This window comes from Marinobacter subterrani, assembly GCF_001045555.1.
Lineage (GTDB): Bacteria > Pseudomonadota > Gammaproteobacteria > Pseudomonadales > Oleiphilaceae > Marinobacter > Marinobacter subterrani.
The window spans coordinates 3,361,924-3,382,914 of sequence record NZ_LFBU01000001.1; the positions used below are offsets into that span (position 1 = coordinate 3,361,924).

General features: G+C 61.1%; 10 protein-coding genes. 4 read left to right on the top strand and 6 right to left on the bottom strand.

Annotated elements, in window-relative coordinates; genetic code table 11:
* The first annotated feature begins 1 nt into the window (after nucleotide 1).
* The 3 genes from msub_RS15625 (at nucleotide 2) to gyrB (ending at nucleotide 4,992) form a co-directional block, all read left to right on the top strand.
* Complete coding sequence (locus msub_RS15625; protein ID WP_048496868.1) at nucleotides 2-1,273, top strand: ABC1 kinase family protein; 1,272 nt, start codon at nucleotides 2-4, stop codon at nucleotides 1,271-1,273.
* Nucleotides 1,274-1,397: 124 nt separating this feature from the next.
* Nucleotides 1,398-2,528 carry a DNA replication/repair protein RecF gene (gene recF / locus msub_RS15630; RefSeq protein ID WP_048497158.1) on the top strand — a complete coding sequence of 377 codons (1,131 nt, stop codon included), beginning with the start codon at nucleotides 1,398-1,400 and terminating at the stop codon, nucleotides 2,526-2,528.
* A gap of 49 nt (nucleotides 2,529-2,577) precedes the next feature.
* On the top strand, nucleotides 2,578-4,992 hold the full coding sequence (gene gyrB, locus msub_RS15635) for a DNA topoisomerase (ATP-hydrolyzing) subunit B (RefSeq protein WP_048496869.1): 2,415 nt from the start codon (nucleotides 2,578-2,580) through the stop codon (nucleotides 4,990-4,992).
* A 98-nt stretch (nucleotides 4,993-5,090) separates the two neighbouring features.
* Here gyrB and msub_RS15640 read toward each other — a convergent pair whose 3' ends face one another.
* From msub_RS15640 to msub_RS15650, 3 genes are all read right to left on the bottom strand, one after another.
* Nucleotides 5,091-5,849: a VC0807 family protein gene (locus msub_RS15640; protein ID WP_048496870.1), complete on the bottom strand. Its 759-nt coding sequence runs from the start codon at nucleotides 5,847-5,849 to the stop codon at nucleotides 5,091-5,093.
* A gap of 161 nt (nucleotides 5,850-6,010) precedes the next feature.
* Complete coding sequence (gabT, locus tag msub_RS15645; RefSeq protein WP_048496871.1) at nucleotides 6,011-7,288, bottom strand: 4-aminobutyrate--2-oxoglutarate transaminase; 1,278 nt, start codon at nucleotides 7,286-7,288, stop codon at nucleotides 6,011-6,013.
* Nucleotides 7,289-7,377: 89 nt separating this feature from the next.
* Nucleotides 7,378-9,108, bottom strand: coding sequence for an ABC transporter transmembrane domain-containing protein (locus tag msub_RS15650; RefSeq protein ID WP_048497159.1), 1,731 nt, complete (start codon nucleotides 9,106-9,108; stop codon nucleotides 7,378-7,380).
* A 345-nt stretch (nucleotides 9,109-9,453) separates the two neighbouring features.
* Here msub_RS15650 and msub_RS15655 point away from each other — a divergent pair, with 345 nt between their 5' ends.
* Entirely contained in the window at nucleotides 9,454-11,238 is a 1,785-nt protein-coding gene (locus tag msub_RS15655; RefSeq protein ID WP_048496872.1) for an ABCB family ABC transporter ATP-binding protein/permease, read from the top strand.
* 123 nt (nucleotides 11,239-11,361) lie between these two features.
* Here the strand turns inward: msub_RS15655 and recD are convergent, their stop codons facing one another.
* Genes recD through recC form a run of 3 tightly spaced genes read right to left on the bottom strand, consistent with a single transcriptional unit; the run spans nucleotide 11,362 to nucleotide 20,953 of the window.
* A complete protein-coding gene (recD, locus tag msub_RS15660; protein ID WP_048496873.1) occupies nucleotides 11,362-13,626 on the bottom strand; it encodes an exodeoxyribonuclease V subunit alpha in 2,265 nt (754 codons plus the stop codon).
* The gene (gene recB / locus msub_RS15665; protein WP_048496874.1) at nucleotides 13,623-17,348 is read right to left on the bottom strand and encodes an exodeoxyribonuclease V subunit beta; all 3,726 of its coding nucleotides are present in this window, start codon (nucleotides 17,346-17,348) and stop codon (nucleotides 13,623-13,625) included. Before recB ends, recD begins: the two co-directional genes overlap by 4 nt.
* Nucleotides 17,345-20,953 (bottom strand): exodeoxyribonuclease V subunit gamma, encoded by a 3,609-nt coding sequence (gene recC, locus msub_RS15670; RefSeq protein ID WP_048496875.1) that lies wholly within the window; start codon nucleotides 20,951-20,953, stop codon nucleotides 17,345-17,347. Before recC ends, recB begins: the two co-directional genes overlap by 4 nt.
* Nucleotides 20,954-20,991: the final 38 nt, after the last annotated feature.

Sequence of the window (20,991 nt, forward strand, 5' to 3'; positions counted from 1 at the left end):
GATGAGTGCCGTATCGAATGGAATCAAAGGGGCTTTGCGGATTGGCCAGACTGTGTCGGTGCTCGGGCGCACGGGGATCAACTGGGTGCGCGGGGATCGGCCTCCGACGCCCAGGCTGTTGAGGCAGACATTCGAGTCTCTCGGCGCCACCTACATAAAGCTGGGGCAGTTCATTGCGAGCTCGCCGACCTTCTTTCCGAAAGAGTACGTGGAGGAATTCCAGTACTGCCTGGACAAGACCCCTAACCTGCCCTTTGGTGTAATCAAGAAGATCATCCGTGATGAACTGGGCCGCCCGCTCGAAGATGTCTATTCCGATATAGACCCGGTGGCGCTTGCCTCGGCCTCGATTGCCCAGGTTCACGCGGCCCGGCTGGTGACCGGCGAGGATGTGGTAATCAAGGTGCAGAAGCCGGGTGTTGAGAATATCCTGTTGACGGATCTGAACTTCCTGTATTTGTCGGCGCGTATCCTGGAGACCCTGGCACCCAAACTGTCCTGGACCTCCATGTCGGGTATTGTCGAGGAGATCCAGCGCACCATGATGGAGGAATGCGACTTCATCAAGGAAGCCAACAATTTGAGGGTGTTTCGGGAATTTCTGCTCGATACCCATAACGAGGATGCCGCGGTGCCGCGGGTGTTTGAACAGTGCAGCACCCGGCGCATTCTGACCATGGAACGCTTTCATGGCGTGCCGCTGACCGATCTGGAAAGTATCCGCGGTTATGCCCGTGATCCGGAACGGACGCTGATTACGGCCATGAACACCTGGTTTGCCAGCCTGACCCAGTGTGAATTTTTCCACGCCGACGTTCATGCCGGTAACCTGATGGTGCTGAAGGATGGCCGGGTCGGGTTTATCGATTTCGGCATTGTTGGCCGTATCAAACCGGATACCTGGCAGGCGGTGAGTGATTTCATTTCCGCCATCATGGTGGGTAATTTCGAAGGCATGGCGGATGCCATGATCCGTATCGGGATTACCCATCAGACGGTGCGGGTGGATGACCTGGCCAGCGATCTTCGCCGGCTGTACCAGCAGATGGACCGTATGGTGCCGGATGAGATTCCCTACGAGGCGGATCAGGCGGAAGATGACGTGAACCATATCCTGATGGATATGGTGAAAATCGGCGAGAGCCACGGGCTGCATTTTCCGAGAGAATTCGCCTTGCTGCTGAAACAGTTTCTGTATTTTGATCGGTATGTGCACATACTGGCGCCGGAAATGGATGTGTTCATGGATGAGCGGTTGAACATGCTCCATTGAGGCGGTCGCCTTCAGGTATCGGCTTTTGTAAACTAGGGCAGCGTCTTCCGGAAGGAGGCGCTGCCTTTTTTATTGTGCGGATACCGGTGTGTTTCCTTGTCTTCCGCTTTGAGTTCTCTTGTCTATGGCGCTAGTTAAAATCCAGACTGAAAATTTCCGCAACCTGGTGCCAGCGCCGGTCAGCTTTTCTCCTTCGTTTAATCTTCTGTACGGGGCCAATGGCAGTGGCAAGACCAGTGTCCTGGAAGCCATCGGCTATCTGGGCCTGGGACGGTCGTTCCGGGTGAATCGGCACCAGGCGGTGGTGCGACATGGCGAGCAGCGCTTTACCGTGTTTGGTGGGCTCGATCATGGGCTGAAGGAGGACGTCGGTGTTGAAGGCGCTGGGGACCTCGTCCATCGGCTGGGTATCTCCCGGGATGTGGTGCAAAAGGAAACCGCATTACGGGTGGATGGCGAGGGGGTTCGGAGTTTGTCCGCGCTCGCCGTGCACCTGCCAGTCTCCGTGATTGATCCGGGCGTTTTCGATGTAGTCGCCGGTGGCCCGGGGAAACGTCGGCAATTTCTGGATTGGGCAGTGTTCCACGTGGAACCTTCCTTCGCCTCGACATGGCAGCAATGTCAGAGAGTCACATCACAGCGGAATCAAACGCTCAGAAATGGTAGACTGGACGAATCCCTGATGCGGGTCTGGGATCAGCAGTACGCGCTCCTGAGTGAACGGATCAACGAGTGTCGGGCAACGACGTTTGCGCGCTTCAAGACCGCATTTGAAGCGTTGGTCCGGGAGGTTGAAGTAGGGTGGACAGACGGGTTAAAGCTCGAATTCTACCCGGGGTGGGATACCACTCAATCGCTGATGGAGGTTCTGGTCAGCCATCGGGAGCAGGAGCGTAAAATGGGCCATACCCTCTACGGGCCCAACCGCGCAGATATCCGGTTGAAGTTTCAGGGGCGACCTGTCGCCGAAACCTTCAGCCGAGGCCAGCAGAAAACCCTGGTCATATTGATGAAGATTGCCCAAGGCATGGTCTTGAGTGAGCTGGGCAAGCAGGTGACCTTTTTGCTTGACGATATCAACGCCGAGCTGGATGAGGGGCATCGGGCGATGCTGGCCAGCAGGTTACAGGCGCTGGGTTGTCAGGTGTTTATTACCTCCATCGAACCGCCTTTGGTGGGGCAGCTTTGGCCGAATGGGAAGGCGCCGGAGTACAGATTGTTCCACGTGGAACATGGCAAATTGACGGAAGAATGACCGGTGCGAACCTCGATGCCCCGGCCTATCACGCTTCAGGAGTTTCCGAATGAGTGAATCGAACTACAATTCCTCCAGTATCAAAGTCTTGAAAGGACTGGATGCGGTGCGAAAGCGGCCAGGCATGTACATTGGTGACACGGATGACGGTACCGGCCTGCACCACATGGTCTTTGAGTTGGTGGATAACTCCATCGATGAAGCGCTTGCGGGCCACTGCTCCGAGATTGGCGTTGTTATCCATCCGGATGAATCGGTAACCGTCAAGGATAACGGCCGTGGTATCCCGGTAGACCTCCACGAAGAAGAGGGTGTATCCGCCGCGGAAGTGATCATGACCGTTCTGCATGCTGGCGGTAAATTCGATGACAACTCCTACAAGGTGTCTGGCGGTCTGCACGGCGTCGGCGTGTCGGTGGTAAACGCCCTGTCCTCGTCCCTGACCCTGACCATTCGTCGCGACGGCAAGGTCTACGAGCAGAGCTATACCCACGGCGTCCCCGACGCTCCCCTGGGCCCGGTGGGTGAAACCGACGCCTCCGGCACCAAGGTTCACTTTATCCCATCGCCGGAAACCTTTACCCATATCCAGTTCCACTACGATATTCTGGCCAAGCGCCTGAGAGAACTGGCGTTCCTGAACAGCGGCGTGCGCATTCGCCTGACCGATGAGCGCAGTGGTCGCGAGGAAGTGTTTGAATATGAAGGTGGTTTGCGTGCGTTCGTCGAGCACCTGAACACCAACAAGACCCCGATCAACCGGGTATTCCACTTTAATCGTGAGCGGGAAGACGGCATTGCCGTAGAAGTGGCCATGCAGTGGAACGACGCCTTCCAGGAGAACCTCTACTGCTTTACCAATAACATCCCCCAGCGGGATGGTGGTACTCACCTGGCCGGCTTCCGCGCGGCCCTGACCCGTTCGCTGAACAACTATATCGAGCAGGAAGGCCTTGGCAAAAAAGCCAAGGTGGCGACCTCCGGCGACGATGCCCGTGAAGGCCTGACCGCCATCGTCAGCGTCAAGGTGCCGGATCCGAAGTTTTCCTCCCAGACCAAGGACAAGCTGGTGTCCTCGGAAGTAAAAACCGCGGTTGAGCAGGAGCTGTACCAGAGCTTCGCGGAATACCTGCAGGAACAGCCCAACGAGGCCAAGCTGATCGTCAACAAGATGATCGATGCGGCCCGCGCCCGCGAGGCGGCCCGCAAGGCACGGGACATGACGCGCCGCAAAGGCGCCCTAGATATTGCCGGTCTGCCGGGAAAACTGGCGGATTGTCAGGAAAAGGATCCGGCGCTTTCAGAACTCTACATTGTGGAGGGTGATTCTGCCGGCGGCAGCGCCAAACAGGGCCGCGACCGAAAGACCCAGGCCATCCTGCCGCTGAAGGGCAAGATCCTCAACGTCGAGAAGGCCCGGTTCGACAAGATGCTGTCCTCGGCGGAAGTCGGTACCCTGATCACCGCCCTCGGCTGTGGTATCGGCCGCGAGGAGTTCAATCCGGACAAGTTGCGCTACCACTCCATCATCATCATGACCGATGCCGATGTCGACGGCTCCCACATCCGTACCCTGCTGCTGACCTTCCTGTTCCGCCAGATGCGTGAAATCATCGAGCGGGGCCATGTGTTTATTGCCATGCCGCCGCTTTACAAGGTCAAGCGCGGCAAGCAGGAGCAGTACCTGAAAGACGAGAAGGCCAAAGAAGCCTACCTCACCCAGACGGCTCTGGAAGGCGCTCAGCTGTACGTCAATCCGGAGGCACCGGCGATCAAGGAGTCCGCCCTCGAAACCATGGTGAAGGACTACCAGGCCGTGATGGCGATGATTGGCCGTCTGTCCCGGGCCTACCCTGCCAAGGTGCTGGAACAGATGCTGCAGAACATCACGCTCAAGCCCGAGCAGCTGAAAGATGAAGAAGTCGTTACCCGCTGGGTGGCCCGGCTGGGCGATGGCCTGGACCTGGATACCCGCACCGGTACCAAGTACACCTTCTCCGTCACTAAAGACAGCGAGCGTGATCTGTACCTGCCGAAGGTCACCATCTACGTGCACGGGATTCCCCACGAGCATGTGTTCAGCCATGAATTCTTCGAGTCGTCGTCCTACGGCGCCATTGCGCGCATGGGCGAAACCCTGGACGGTTTGATTGAGGAAGGCGCCTTTATCCAGCGTGGCGAGCGTAAACAGCTCGTGTTGTCCTTTGAGGGCGCGCTGGACTGGCTGATGAAGGAAGCCCAGCGTGGCCTGACCATCCAGCGCTACAAGGGCCTTGGCGAGATGAACCCGGATCAGCTTTGGGAAACCACCATGGATCCGGAAACCCGCCGTATGATGAAAGTGACCATCGAGGACGCCTTTGCGGCCGACCAGATCTTCACCACCCTGATGGGTGACGACGTCGAACCGCGCCGTAACTTCATACAGACCAACGCTCTGGAAGTGACCAATCTGGATATCTGATCCGATCAGCTTGCACCAGATATAAAAAAGCGGCGAAGACTCCCATCTTCGCCGCTTTTTTTGTCCCGAACATTCCGTTCCGGGCCCGCCGTCCTGCCCTATTTCCGTGTTGTCGATTCGGTCGCTTTTGCCTTTTCCTTCTCGGCGAGATGTGGCGCCATGACCTCGTCCAGGGTAAATCCGGTCAGTCGGCGGATCGTGCGCCACAGGTAGTAAAAAATGAGCATCATCATCACCATGGAGGGAATGGCAATCATCGGATAGCTGACCAGGGTCATCTGCCCGAGCTCCTCGTTGAATGCCTGCGTACCCGAGGGACTTACCACGATCCACTTGGCGAGGATGTAATTCATGATCGATGAAAACAGGAAGGTACCGGCGAAAAAGTAGCTGGCCTTCCGCAACCGCTCTTCAAACTCGTCGACACGACGGTGTTCTTCCAGAGACCGCTGAATCTTGGCAACATCAAGCACGCTGGGGTTGTACAGCAGAGTCCGGACCAGGGGGTATTTTGTTCGCGTGGAAACCAGGACGGCCAGCCCGATAATGGCCGGAATGGCGGCTTCCTTGATGGCGAGCCAGCCGGCATCCAGCTCCAGTAGCCCGATGCCCCCGGTCAGCCCGACGCTGATCAGGCCCAGTACCGCAATAAAATTCTTCTTGTGGTACCGGATCAGCTCGAACAGCCCCCAGCCCAGGGGAAAGGCGAGCCCGATAACCAGGGCATTCACATTGCCCAGGTATTCGTCGCCACTGAATTTCATCAGGATAACGGAGGGAATAATAATACTGACCAGCAAATCGACCCAGGGCCTTGGCTTGTGGTCCGGAACGTTGGAGGAACTCGGAGACGTCATGGTTTAGCCTGGTTGGTGAAACAGCAGCAGAGCCGAACGGCACTGCCGGAGAACTCGGCCCAGTATACGATGAATCCAGAGGCGTAGGTAAGCGCACAAAAAAGCCGGGGCACCCTCACGGATGGACCCGGCTTTTTTGTTCAGCGGAGATCAGCGGCGTATCAGGCGCCGACTTCCTTGAGGCTCTCTTCCAGAATCGCCAGCCCCTCTTCCAGTATTTCATCCTCGATGGTAACTGGCATCAGGAACCTCAGGGTATTCCCGTACATGCCGCAACTGAGGAGGATCAGACCCTTTTCCTTGGCCTTCTTGGTAATCGCAGCAGCCAATTCGGGCTTGGGTGTGTGGCTGTCCTTGCTTTCGACCAGCTCGAACGCCGCCATGGGGCCCAGATTGCGCACGTTATCAATGTGCTCGAACTGCTCCTGCCACTGGCTGAAGCGCTTGTTCAGCTTATCGCCGAGTGCCTGGGCCTTGCCAAGGATGTCCTCTTCCTTGAATACATCGAACACCGCCAGAGCAGCGGCGCAGGCGGTCGGGCTGCCGGTATAGGTGCCGCCGAGGGAGTTCGGGCCGGAGGCGTCCATGTGCTTGTCGGTGCCCACGATGGCGGAAATCGGCATGCCATCGGCCATACTCTTGGCCATGGTCATGATGTCCGGTTCAACGCCGCTGTGCTCGATGGCAAACATCTTGCCGGTCCGGCCAAAGCCGCTCTGCACTTCATCCGCGATCATCAGGATGTCGTTCTCGTCGCAGATCTTGCGGATTTCCTTCAGGAAGCTGGTGGGTGCGGCATAGAAGCCGCCCTCACCCAACACCGGCTCGATCACGATCGCGGCTGTGTTACGGGCCGGGGAATCCGCCTTCATCGCCATCTTCAGGCCGCGCAGCGCTTCGTCTTCACTCACGCCGTGATACGGTACCGGATAAGGCGCGCGGAAGACCGTGCCGGGCATGGGCCCGAAATCCGTCTGGTAGGGCGCGGCCTTACCGTTCATGGCCATGGTGTAGAAGGTCCGGCCGTGATAGCCGCCGTCAAAACAGATCACGTTGGTCTTGCCGGTGGCCGCCCGGGCAATCTTCATGGCGTTCTCCAGGGCTTCCGCACCGGAGTTGGCCAGCATCACCTTGGCGTGGCCCTTCACCGGCACCACTTCACTGAGCTTCTGTGCCAGCTTCACGTAGCCCTCGTAGGGCATCACCGTCTGGCAGGTGTGCATCAGCTTGTCCAGCTGGGCTTTGACCGCTTCCACCACTTTCGGGTGGCGGTGGCCGATGTTGAGTACACCGATGCCGCCGGCAAAATCGATCATCCGTTTGCCGTCGGCATCCCACAGTTCTGCATTGGTCGCGTGGTCGGCAAACTGCTCATTGGGACTTGCCGCGCCCGCCGCAACGTAGCGTTCTTTGAGTGCCTGCAATTCTTTATTGCTCACTTTGCCATTCTCCCGGGGTTCAGGTTCGAAAGTTTCATCTACCAGTGTAAGTAGTACTGGCGCAGGAAACAAACCGACTAATGTCGCCCTCAGGCGGCATTGCCCCGGAACTGCAGTTTGGCCAGTCGTTGATAGAGCGGATTGGTACGCATCAGTGCCTCATGGCTGCCTACCGCCAGCAGCCGGCCCTGGTCCATGACCGCAATGCGGTCGGCATCCCGGACCGTGGCCAGCCGGTGCGCAATCACCAGGGTGGTGCGACCGGTGGTGAGCGACGGCATCGCCTGCTGGATCAGATGTTCGCTCTCGGCATCCAGGGCGCTGGTGGCTTCGTCCAACAGCAGAACCGGCGCGTCCGCCAGCAAGGCCCGGGCAATGGCCAGGCGTTGCTTCTGGCCGCCGGACAGCCCCAGGCCGGCGTCTCCCAGGGGTGTCTCATAGCCGTTCGGCAGTTTCTGGATGAACTCATGGGCATGGGCAATCCGGGCAGCCTGCTCCACATCCCGCTCGCTGGCATCGGGCCGGGCATAGCGGATATTGTCCGCCACCGTGCCATGAAACAGGGCCGGGTTCTGGGGCACGAGGGCAAAGCACCCGCGCAGGGATTCCAGGGACAACTCTGCCGTATCCACCCCGTCGATCAGAATCCGCCCCTGTTCTGGCTGGTAGAAATGCAGCAGCAAATCAAACAGCGTGGATTTGCCCGCGCCAGACGGCCCTACCAGCGCCAGGGTTTCCCCGGCGTTCACCATGAGCGTGAAGTCTGTGAGCGCCGGCTGTTCCGAACGCCCGGGGTAACTGAAGCCCAGGTGATCGATGCGTAGTTCGCCCCGGACGGGTTCGGGAAGGTTCCGGGTGGCCTGTCTGCGTTCGAACGCAGGCTCAGTCTGCAGCAGCTCGAACAACCGTGCCGCCGATCCCGCTGCCCTCTGCAGTTCACCAATTACCTCACTGATGGCGCCGGCGGCCACCCCCACCAGCAGACTGTAAAACACAAAGGCCGCCAGCTCCCCCGGGCTGATCCGGCCGTGAATCACGTCCAGACCCCCGATCCAGATCACGATGCCGACGGCACCCATCACCAGGGAAATGGCCAACGTGGTCAGCCAGGCCCGTTGACGGATACGTTGCCGGGCGATGTCGAAGGCTTTTTCCGAAACCCCGGCAAAAAACCGGCGGTCGTGGGGCTGGTGATTGAAGGCCTGAACGGTTTTAATCTGGGTCAGGTTCTCGCCCACATAGCTGCCCACATCCGCCACCCGGTCCTGACTGAGCCGTGACAGCGCCCGAACCCGCCGACCGAAGAACAGGATGGGCGCAATTACCAACGGAAAACCCAGCAGAATGATACTGGCGAGCTTGGCATTGGTTATGAACAGCAGCAGCAACCCACCGACGAGCATCAGGGCGTTGCGCAGGGCAATGGACACGGTAGAGCCAATGACCGACTGCAGCACCGTGGTATCAGCGGTAAACCGCGACTGGATCTCCAGGGCACGGTTCTGCTCGAAAAACCCCGGATGAAGATCAATCAGGTGGTTGAACACCTTTTTGCGAATATCCGCCACAACCCGCTCGCCGATCCAGGACACCAGATAGAACCGGGCAAACGAGCCGAACGCCAGGCCCAGTACCAGTATGAAGAACAGCCCGATGGCCTTCGCCAGATTTTCCGGAGACTCGGTGGCTAATCCCTGATCCACCAGGATACGTAAACCCTGCCCTAGCCCGAGCGTGATACCGGCCGTGAAGATCAGCGCCACCAGGGCACCGGCGACAGCCCGGCGATAGGGCCTGATAAAGTCGATAACCAGTTTCAGGGCCTTGCGGTGACGAGTGTTAATGATGTGCCTCCACGGTGTTTGCTGCTGTAGACTCCAGCTCCAATACGGTTTCGTCCTGGAACAGGACTCATCATACTTGATCTCCCAGGGCTTTCGCTGGCAGGAACTCTTGTTACCGAGCACCAACAGTCGTTGGTGTGGAGAGCACTGTCGGATTACGCTGCGCTAATCCGACCTACCCGAAGCCGGAGTCAGACCGTAGGTCGGATTGGCGCAGCGTAATCCGACAACTCCACCCACGCTGGCTCCCAGAATTTGGAGTCAACTCGTAGGTCGGATTAGCGAAGCGTAATCCGACAACATTGTTAAAGGATATTCCCTGTGCGCGCCTACGCCGACAACGACTACCCGGCAGATCACAAGCCGGACTGGAAAATCATTTCAGGCCTCTGGCCCTATCTTGCCGAATTCCGCGGCCGGGTGGTCCTTTCCCTCGCTTTGCTGGTGCTGGCCAAGCTGGCTACCGTCGCCACACCCATTGCCCTGAAATACATCGTTGACTACCTGGACCAGAGCCGCGGCGCCGACATGCTGCTGTGGATTCCGGTGGTTCTGGTGGTGGCCTACGGTTCGCTGCGCTTCGGAGCGACGCTGTTCAATGAGCTGCGGGATGCGGTGTTTGCCCGGGTAGCAGAACGAGCCATGCGGCGGGTGTCCCTGCGGATATTCGAGCACCTGCACCAGCGGGAACTGGCTTTCCACCTGGACCGCAAGACCGGCGGGCTGGCCCGGGATATCGAGCGGGGCACCAACGGTATCAGCTTCCTGTTGCGCTTCACCCTGTTCAATATTGTCCCCACCCTGCTGGAAATCCTGATGGTCGCCGGCGTCCTGTTTGTGGCGTTCAACGTGGGCTATGTCGTGGCCATACTGGTGGCGGTGGTAGTGTATGTGGTCTTTTCGATCAGGATCACCGAGTGGCGGACCAAATTCGTGCGCGAAGCCAATGCCCGGGATAACCAGTCGAACTCGCGGGCGATCGACAGCCTGCTGAACTATGAAACCGTCAAATATTTCAACAATGAACGCTATGAGGCGCAGTTATACGACGTCGATCTGGACGACTGGGAACAGGCCCGGTTGAAAAACCGCCTGTCCCTGGCCGCCCTGAACTCCGGCCAGGCGCTGATCATCGGTCTGGCGATGATCGTAATTATGGCCATGGCGGTTCGGGAAGTGGCCAGAGGTGAGATCACCCTGGGTGACTTCACCATGATCAACGCCTATCTGCTCCAGCTGTTCATTCCCCTGAACGCCCTGGGCTTTGTCTACCGGGAAATCCGGCAGGCCCTGGTCAATGTCGAGCGCCTGTTCAAACTGCTCGGGGATAAACCGGCCATTCAGGATGCACCGAATGCCACCGAGCTGGCTGTGGATAAAGGCGAAGTGCAGTTTGACCATATCCACTTTGCCTATCGCCCCGACCGGCTGATTCTGCAGGATGTGAACTTCTCCATTCCGGCCGGTCATACCCTGGCCGTGGTGGGCGCCAGTGGTGCGGGCAAATCCACCCTCGCCCGTCTGCTGTTCCGCTTCTACGAGGTGGACCAGGGTGCCATCCGTATCGATGGTCAGGATATCCGGACCGTGACCCAGGACAGCCTGCGGTCGGCGATTGGGGTGGTGCCCCAGGATACGGTGCTGTTCAACGACACCCTGTACCGGAACCTGGCCTATGGCCGGCCGGAAGCCACCGAGGAGGAGGTCTACCGGGCGGCCCACCTGGAAGACTTTATCCGCAGCCTGCCGGACGGTTACGAAACGAAGGTGGGCGAGCGCGGCCTGAAGCTCTCCGGTGGCGAAAAGCAGCGGGTGGCCATTGCCCGGGTGATTCTGAAGAACCCGCCGCTGCTGATTCTGGATGAGGCCACGTCCTCGCTGGATTCGCTCTCAGAGCAGGCGATCCTTGGGGCGCTCAACGAAGTCAGCCGGCAACGGACTACGCTGGTGATTGCCCATCGGCTCTCCACCATCCGCGATGCCAACACCATCCTGGTGATGGATGGCGGGCGCATTGTCGAAAGCGGCAGCCATAGCGAATTGCTGGAGCTCGGTGGCCACTACGCCCATCTTTGGGAGCAGCAGCATCGGAGTGGCGAACAGTAAGGGGAGGGGCCCTTCCAAAACACGCTCCTTCGGCACATCCATGTGACGCTCGGGCTCCGCCATCCCTGGCTCCGCACGGTTTTGGAAGGGCCCCTCCCCTTACGGTCGCATCAAGCCTGGGTATTAACCTTCCCCAAGCCGAAGCGCCAGCCCGGAGGCGCGCACTACCTGCTGCCCGACAGCGTCCCTCAGAACGTCCTGGTTGCCGGTAATCAGGCTGAACCAGTTCCGGGCCCGGGTGATGCCGGTGTAGATCAGCTCCCTGGTCAGTACCGGGCTCAGCCGGTCTGGCAGCACCAGGCAGGTGTGGTTGAACTCGGAACCCTGGGATTTGTGCACGGTCATGGCGTACACGGTTTCCAATTGCTGCAACCGGCTGGGCGAGATCCAGCGGATACCACCGGTGCTGTCGCCGCTCGGGAATGCGACACGCAGAGTGTCCCTGGCCTCACCGTTGGCCGTCTTATCCCAGGGTACTCGAAAGGTAATGCCGATATCCCCGTTCATCAGGCCCAGGTTGTAGTCATTCCCGGTGACCAGCACCGGCCGGCCGGCGTACCAGCCTTCCGCTCTCGGGATCAGCTTTTCCGCCAGCAGATGCCGGGCGACCCGGTCGTTCAGACCTTCCACTCCCCAGGGGCCTTTGCGCAGGGCACAGAGAATCTGGAAGTCGTTGAAGGCTTCCAGAACCTGAAGCGCAAGCGCATCCCATTCTTCGCGGGGGCTGGTTTCTGTCAGGTCCTGATCCTGCATCCGTTCCAGGTAATGGCGATAACCGACTGGCGGTGGTAGCTCTTTGCCATTCACTACCCGAGCCTGCCCGGCGTTACGGAAAGCCTCTGGTGAGCCGGTAATGGCATGGCGGCAGATCTGTTCCAGTGTTGCTTCCAGGTCGGGTTTTGGTTGGTGGCCATTGAGCCAGACCACATCCTCGAACTCCGCCTCCCGGATCTGGCGTAGCACCGCGCTGTCCAGAGCGCTGGTGTTGACCGCTTCTGCCAGCTTGCGAATGCCACTGCCTTCCTCGAACCGATAGCTCTTGCGCAGCATGGCCACGGCCTGGTCCATCGCCCGGCCGTTCGGGTCGATGAGGGTGTCCGGGACAGGTTCGGCGGTAATGGCCGCCAGCCACCGGGCGGTGTCCGGGGTGTAATGGGCAATCACAGCCCGCTGGCACAGCTCACCCAGTACCGCACCGGCATCCACCGAAGCCAACTGGTCCTTGTCGCCCAGCAGGATCAGTTGGGCACTGGCGGGCAGGGCGTCGAACACCGAGGCCATCAGGTCGACATCCACCATGGAGGCTTCATCGATCACCAGGATATCCACCAGCAGCGGGTTGTCCCGGTTATGACGGAACTTGCGGGTATCCGGCCGGCTGCCCAGCAGCCGGTGCAGCGTGGTGACCCTGGTCGGTATATCGGCAGGCACCACGTTGCCCGGCAGTCCGGACAGCGGTAGCCGGCTGACCGCACCGCCGATGGATTCGTTGAGGCGGGCGGCGGCCTTGCCGGTCGGGGCGGCCAGACGAATGCGGAATTTGCGGCCGGACCGTTCCGGCGATTGCCCGGCGACCGACTGCAACGCCGCCAGAAGGTTCACGACCGTGGTGGTCTTGCCGGTACCGGGACCGCCGGTTATAACGGCGAAGCGGTTACGGGCCGCCAGGGCGCAGGCCAGCTTCTGGTAATTTACCGGCTCCGGCGACCGGAACAATTGGCCAAGGGCTTCCGACAGGGTCCGGGCCGGGGCAGACGCCGGGTCTGCCAGGGGGGTTGGCAGGGCCAGGCGCTGCAGAATGCCGTCGGCAATGCGCTGTTCATAGCGCCAGAACCGGCGCAGGTAGAGCCGGGTTCCGTTCAATACCAGTGGTGTTGTAAGTGAGCCATCACTTACCGTGCAAGTGCTTGCCAGGGCCGACTGGAATCTGGAGAGGGTGATGCCTGCCAGCAGATCCTCGGGTTTTACCTGGTTCCGCTGCGTCGCTTCCGGCTCCGTGAAGGTATCGCGCGGTTCTTCCGGCGGCAGCGACAGGGTGGTGCCGGCATCGGCCAGCAGGTTGGTCAGGTCGATACAGACGTGGCCCCGGCCGACCTGATGGGAGGCCAGCGCCGCCAGTAGCAGAACCAGCGGCCTCGGGGCTTCGCCCTGCTCTTCCGCGAGCTTGCCGATCAGGCGGGCAAAGCCCACGTCCAGGGGCCGCAGCCATTCTGCCTGTTGCCATTGCTCAAGCAGCGCGTCGGTCTGTGCCAGGCTGGCCAGCAAGCCGGAATGGTCCACCGCTTCGGACTTTGCAGCGGATGCCGGGGCCGTGGGCGGCACGTTGTCGCCCAGATCCAGGGTAATCTGGTGATCGGAATGCTGGGTATGAGAGCGGTTTCGGCTCATGCGGCCACCTCCACGGCTACCGGTTCGCCATCGAACAGCGCGTCCAGCTGCTCAATCAGTGCCCTGGGCGGCTTGTCGGTAAAGGCACCGCCAGAGGTGGAATGGGTTCCGCGCAGAAACAGGTACACCGCACCGCCGATGTGCCGGTCATAGTCATAACCCGGCAGCCGCGCCTTGAGCAGCCGGTGCAGGGCCAGCAGATAGAGCACGTATTGCAGGTCGTAGCGTTTATCCAGAATGGCGTTGCCCATGGCCTGGTCGGTATAGGCGCTGTCATCCTCGCCCAGGGTATTGGATTTGTAGTCCAGCACGTAATACTGCCCGTTGTGTTCGAACACCAGATCGATAAAGCCCTTGAGCATGCCGTTGAATCGGGTCTCCTCGACCCGGGGCCGGTCTGCGCCGTTCAGGGTGTGCGCGGTCACCAGCTGGTCCAGTTTCCGGACGCTGACGTTGCGGCTTTCAAACCAGAACTCCAGTTCCGGGCGCAGGGTGGTCAGGTTGGCCAGGCTGACGCGTTCAGTGCCGGCCCGGTCCAGGTTCAACGGTCTGCTGATCAATGCCATCAGCCACCGCTCCAGCGGCTCCACCCAGTCACTCCAGCCACGGGTCCCGCAGCGTCGGGTCAGTTGCTCATGAAGCAGGGGTGGGTTATCCACAACCCGCTGGAACCCCTGTTGCGTGCACCACTCCAGCAGTTCGTGCAGGAAGGTGCCGGGGCCGGCGCCTTTGGGGAAGTTGTGCTGGTTGCGGTGCGAAGCTGTCGGTTCTGCCGCTTCTCCTGCCTCCTGGCCGCTTTCTTCCAGCAGGTTCTGGGTCTGAGCGTCTTCCACCTCACCGGTGAAGGCGATCCCGGTGCCGGTCATGCCGGTGTATTCGATGGACGAGTAACTGGCAATCCACCAGTCCTCTTTTGCCTCCCGGGAGGAGACCAGCGCCGGGCCGAGGGCCTCCGGGGCATGTTCGTGGTATTGCGTCTCGTCCGGATCCGGTAACGGCGTAATACGGATCTCTGCCCGGCCCTCTGCCAGCTGACTCAGGCAGTCGCTGATACGGTTCTGCCCGTCACCCGCAATCAGGTAGCCCAGGCCGCTTTGCTGCCAGTGGTCCAGGGCCGCCGTGCCCACCCAGGTGGCGAAACGGGCCCGGGTCAGGGCCACGTAGAGTTTACGGATATCTTCGCCCAGGCGTTCCTGGTCGGCCCTGGCTACATGCTCCGGCGCCGGGTCGAACACGGTGACCAGCTTGCCCTTCTCATCGTGATAGCGCACGAAAGCCTGCTTTTCACTCTGGGCGCGAAAGGCGGTGCCGAACGGCAGGAACACCAGGGGGTACTCCAGGCCCTTGGATTTGTGCACGGTGATGACCTTCACCAGGCCGGCATCGCTTTCCAGCCGCAGGGTACGGTGCTCGTCTTCCTCGTCCGCCGCTCGCAGGATCTGGGTGTAGTGGTGCACCAGGGCATGTTCGCCGTCCAGTTGCAGGCTGTCCTGCTGCAGCAGCTCGGCAATGTGCAGGATGTCGGTGAGTCGCCGTTCGCCGTCAGGCCGCTGCAGCAACCGGCCCGGAACCTCGAACTCCATCAGGAAACTGCGCAGCATGGGCAGAACCCCCTGCTTCTGCCATTGCTGCTGATAGCCGATAAAGCGTTCGATTTCCCGCTCCAACACGAGCTCGTCGGTGAGCAACTGATTCAGGGCTTGCCAGGACCGACCCAGGGTGGGCGTGGCCAGGGCCGCGCGGATGTAGGCCAGTTGCCGGGGCTCGGCAAACGCCCGCAGCCAGCACAGCATTTCGGCTGCTTCCCGGGAGGTCAGCACCGAATCCCGATCCGACAGGTACACACTCTTGATGCGCCGGCGGCCCAGGGCGTCCCGCACGGCGCCGGCCTCGTTGCGGTTGTTCACCAGAACCGCGATGTCTTTCGGGGCAACCGGCACCAGATCCTCCGGATGATCCAGCAAGGCAAAACCCGCCTGCCCGCCCTGGCCCAGGGTCAGCACACGGGCGATCTCGCTGGCGCAGGTTTCCGCCACATCGGCCGTGGCGGCGCCCTTGGCAATGCCCTTGGGGTTGCCGTCCCGGTCCTCTTCGCCGGATTCGTGGGTCCAGAACACCAGGCTGGGTTGAACCTCGCCGTCGATCGACCATGCCCGTTTGGTGCCGTTTGCGGCCACGCCCTGGAACGGCAGCGGTGAGCTGTCGCCCTTGCCGAACAGGAAGGCGCCGTCCCGGCTGTGCTGGTCGCTGTGTTCGAAGACCCGGTTGACCGCCGCCACCATGGTTCTGGCAGAGCGGAAGTTCTTGCCGAGTGTGTAGGTTCGCTCCTTCACACCCTGCCTGGCCTGCAGGTAGGTGTAGATGTCCGCACCCCGGAAGCCGTAAATGGCCTGCTTGGGATCCCCGATCATCAGCAGGCAGGTGCTGGCATCGCCGCCCGCCACATCGTAGATGCGGTCGAAAATGCGGTACTGCACCGGGTCGGTGTCCTGGAATTCGTCGATCAGGGCGACCGGAAATTGCCGGCGGATGGTGGCCGCCAGCTGGTCGCCCCGGGGGCCGTGCAGAGCATCGTCCAGCCGGGTGAGCAGATCGTCAAAGCCCATTTCCGAGCGTTTCTGCTTTTCCGATTCCAGCCGCCCGGCAATCCAGTGGCTGGCGTGGCGCAGGATGTCGGATTTGGCGCTGGGCTGGTTCTGGCTGAACGCCATGAGTTCTTCGATCGCGTCGAAGGCCGGGTGATGGGGGGCGGATTCGTCGCCTTTGAGGATGTTGTCGAGCCCCTCGGGCGTCTGGTTTTTAAACCCCGCGGCACTGTCGATTTTTTCCGGCAACAGGTCGTCGGATTCCGCCCAGGCAACCAGAAAATCCCAGACCTTGAACATGGCGTTCTTGCTGCCGCCATGGAGCCGTTTGCTCTTGTTCAGATCGTTCAACAGCTCGATGACTTCCTCACGCCACTGACTCCAGGGGTGAGCCTTAAGGGCCTGTGACTGTGCCAGACGCTGGCTGACCACCTGGTCGATGGCCTGGTGAACGCTGTCCGGCGGTGTGCCCAGGCTGCCCGGGTCATCAATCAGGTTGCGCACGGCCTGGCGCAGGTTGACCGGCGTCTTCCAGTGGCTCAGGGCCTCGTCCATCAGGGCCGGCGGCAGTGGATAGACAAAGGTGCGCCAGTAATCCCGGGCAACCTCGTCCAGCAATTCGCTCTGGTCGGTTTCCAGGGTGAGTTTGAACAGGCTGCCGCTGTCGAAGGCGTGCTCACTGAGCATGCGGTTGCAGAAACTGTGGATGGTGGATACCGCCGCCTCGTCCATCCATTCCGCCGCCAGCAGCAGTTTCTTTCGGCAGTCCGGCCAGCTGGCCGGATCCGGGTAGCTTTCGTCCCTTAGCTGATAGATCAGCGCCGTTTCTGCGGGTGGCTCAGCCTCGTCGGGTGCATCGGAGAACACCTCGGCGGCCTGGGTCAGGCGGGTGCGGATGCGGTCCCGCAGTTCCTTGGTGGCAGCCTCGGTAAAGGTCACCACCAGCAGGTTGGGCGGCAGCAGGTTCTGCAAAGGGCTGTCGGACGGCTGGCCGTGGCCAAGCACCAGGCGCACGTACAGAATGGCGATGGTGAAAGTCTTGCCGGTGCCGGCACTGGCCTCGATCAGGGCACTGCCGTTCAGGGCCAGGGCCAATGGATCCAGGTTCGGATTCCGGTTGTTCATAGGCTCAGTCATTCCATGCTCCCGATCTGATCCGCCGCCGATTTGCCCTGCTCGGCCTCCCACACCGGCACGTAGAGCTGGTGCAGCAGGGCTTCAAATTCGCCGCTGGCCATCAGCCGCTCCGGCGTTTCGAATGCGCCCATCAGGTAACCGGTGTCCCGCGCCAGAGCGTTGGTATAGGCCTGCTCTGCCTCGCTGATAGCCCGCTCGTGGTCACCGACATACTTTTTACCGCCGTAGAAACTGGTGATCCAGGCAAAGCCGGCCTCGCAATGAATGGGCAAGGCCCGGGTGGTGGCTTCCATCCATCGGGTGAGCACCGCCTCGAACAGCGGTCTGGCCTGTTCCGGAGCCAGAGCTGCAAAGCGGAACCGGCGGCCCTCCTCCTTGCCCAGAACCAGGGTGTCGAACGGCTGTCCGCCCAGTTGCCCGGCCAGATGAATCAGCCAGTCCCGCATCAGGTTGGCGTAGCGTACTTTCTTGCTTGAGCCGGAGCCGGTGAGCAGGCTGGAACTGGCCACCACCAGCCGGCACAATTCACCCTCGGCATTGCAGCGAAGGCCGTCGATCAGATCGGCAACGGCTACCGAACCCAGGGCATTCTCATACCGGTAGTCAAAAGGCAGAGGCTCAGCGACCGCCTCCGGCCATTCTGCCAGTGCACCCTGGTAGCGTTCGAACAGGTCCGGCAAGCGGCCGGCCAGCTCGGAGCGCAGGCGGTGCTCGGTGACCCCCATGCCCAGGTCGCCCCGGCGGGCCATGCGATCGAGGGTTGCCTGCAACCGTTCGTTCAGTTCCTCTTCGTCATGGGCTTTCAGCAGTCCTTCCTGTATCAGCTCGTTGTCCAGGCGCCAGCGATCCAGCCCGTCCAGATCGAAGTTCTCGTTGTCGGTGTCATCGTCTTCGACATCCTCGAAGCGCACCTGCAGGCGGCGCTGGTAAAAGGTCTCGATGGGCTTTTTCAGGAAAGCGGCGAGGTCACTCAGGCTGATGGGTTCTTCCGGGGGCTGATACGGCAGTGCAGACGCCGTCTGTTCTGAAGCCTCGCTACCATGGGCACTGCGCCATTCCCGTTCATAGGTGAACAGGTGTCGGGCCTGCAGGACCTCGGCCAGGGGGCGGGGTTGGCTGTCGTCACCTTCTCCCAGCCCGTTGGTTTTCGGGAAGTAGGCCCGGCTGAAGGGCTGCAAAGGGTGCGCGGTGGTGAGGGCTTCGGTGACCTTTGCCTCCGATTGCCCGGCTAAGGACCACAGGCTGTCCAGATGATCCTGCAACTGGCCCACCAGCACCGACGGTGGCCGTTCGGAATCGTCCTTGATGCTGCGGCCAACCCAGCTAATGTAAAGCTGCTCTCGGGCGGACAACAACGCCTCCAGGAACAGGTAGCGATCGTCCTCCCGGCGCGAGCGGTCCCCGGGGCGGTAATCCTGGGCCATCAGGTCGAAATCCACCGGCGGCCGGGAGCGGGGGTAGTCGCCGTCGTTCATGCCCAGCAGGCACACCTTGCGGAAGGGAATGGCCCGCATGGGCATCAGGGTGGCGAAATTCACCTTGCCGGCCAGGAAGCGCTGGTTCAGGCCGCCTTCGTCGAGCCCTTCCAGCAGGATATCCTTGACGATGTTCAGGGGCAGCGTCTGCTCCGCAAGGCCGGCGGCCATGGTGTCTTCCAGCCACTGCTCCAGCTGGCGGCGGAAACGGTTGAGCCGCAACAGGTCGCTGCCTTCGACCTGGTGGAAAAACTGCCCGAGCATGCCGGAGAACAGCGCCTCCCAGTCCCCCGGCGTGCGATCGCTTTGCAGTGCCTGCCACAGGGTTTCCAGTTGATGCACAAAGTCGTTCAGGCGGCCGGCCAGGCTGGCCTGAAGGCCTCCGATCTCGCCGAAGGGTTCCACACCGCCCCAGGGCTCGTCGTCACCCATGCCATAACCCAGCAGCATGGCCCGCAGGCCGGATTGCCAGGTGTTGCGCTCCAGCTCGGCTGGCAGATCCAGACTTTCCCGGTGCCGTCCATGCAGGCCCCAGCGGATATTGGCGCCCTCCACCCAGCGCCGGGCCAGGGGAATCTCGTCTTCGCTGATACCGAAGCGGTCCCGTATGCCCGGCACCTCCAGCAGACTGATGATCTCACTCACCGCGAAGCGGCTGCGCGGCAGGGACATCAGGGTTTCCAGGGCGATCAGCACCGGTTCATGGTGGCGCTGGCCCTGGTCGGAAATGGTGAAAGGAATGTGGCGCTTGCGACCGGGCTGGTAACGGCCGAACACGGCCTGGATGTGCGGCGCGTACACGTTGATATCCGGCACCATCACGATGACGTCCCGGGGCCGCAGCGTGGGGTCCACGTTGAAAGCCGCCAGCAGCTGATCGTGCAGAATTTCCACTTCCCGCTGGGGGCTGTGGGCCTGATGGAACGCCAGGGAATGATCCTGCAGCAGATCCAGTTGTCGCTTCTGCTGGCGGATTTCCTGCAACGGCGTCAGGTTGTGGATATCGTTCTGCAGTTGGTGCAGCAGGCGCGGTGCGTCCTCGTTGCCATGGTCCGAGAAGATATCGATCTTTTGATCCGGCGTCTGGAAGCTGCCCCGGTATTCCTCCGGGTTGTCGAACTCGTCCAGCAGCCGGATGTAGTCGCGGCCCTGCTTGCCCCAGGCGGCCAGCAGCGGATTGGCGTGCTGGTGCAGCTGGTCGGGATCTTCAATGGCGGAAAGTGCCGGATGGATCCTGCCCCGCTTGCGTTCAGCCGTGAGCAGTTCCCGGTCGCTGATGATATCGGCCCAGTAAAACTGGCAGGGGTTGTGAACGCAGAGCACCACCTGGCTGAACCGGCTCAGGACATAAAGAGCCTCCAGCGCCTGCCGCGGCAGCGACGACACGCCAAACACGACAATGCGGGTCGGGAGGCGGGACGGGTTGGCGGGCGCCGGGATGCGCTGGCCCTGTTCCATGAATCGGGTGTGGATCTGCGAGCGGCTGGTATCGGCGTCAGCGCCCACATCCTCAACCAACCTCCGCCAGAGCAGGGGCTGCCAGCGGGTTTCCGCATCCAGCGGCTTTTCCTCTGCCCGGGCCGTGATAATGACGTCCTTGCCCTGCTCCCAGGCAGCCAGCCAGTCGGCCCGAAACACCTGGTACTGGTCGAAAAGATCCGCCACCTTTTCTGCCAGCTGGAAATTGCGCAGGTCCGGATCGTTACCCTCCAGAAACCGGGCCAGTGGGGTAAAGGCCTCGTCCTGCCCCATCAACCTGGGCAGCAACCGGTACAGCCGCCACACCAGGCGACGCTTGTCGAAGGGCGACTGTTCCGGCACCTCGCCGTCCGGGAGCACCGCCCGGTAGGCCTGCCAGATAAACCGGGCCGGGAACAGAAAATCCATGCCGGCGGCAATGCCCAGGCCGCCCTCCACGCCATCGTCAGTGCGCTTCTCCGCCAACGCCAGCTTCAGCCACTGGGCAATGCCATTGCTCTGTACCAGGAAGGTTTCACTCTGCAACGGGGGCATGGGATTGTGCCGGCAGATATAGACCACGGCCCGGCGCAGGTCTTCCAGATGGTTGGCGTGGATAGCGTGGAAGCCGGGTTCGATGGTGGCGGGTTTATCGGTGGACAGAGCGGCCATGGGTTTCCTTGTCGGGTGTGCAATTCAATCCTGTTGCC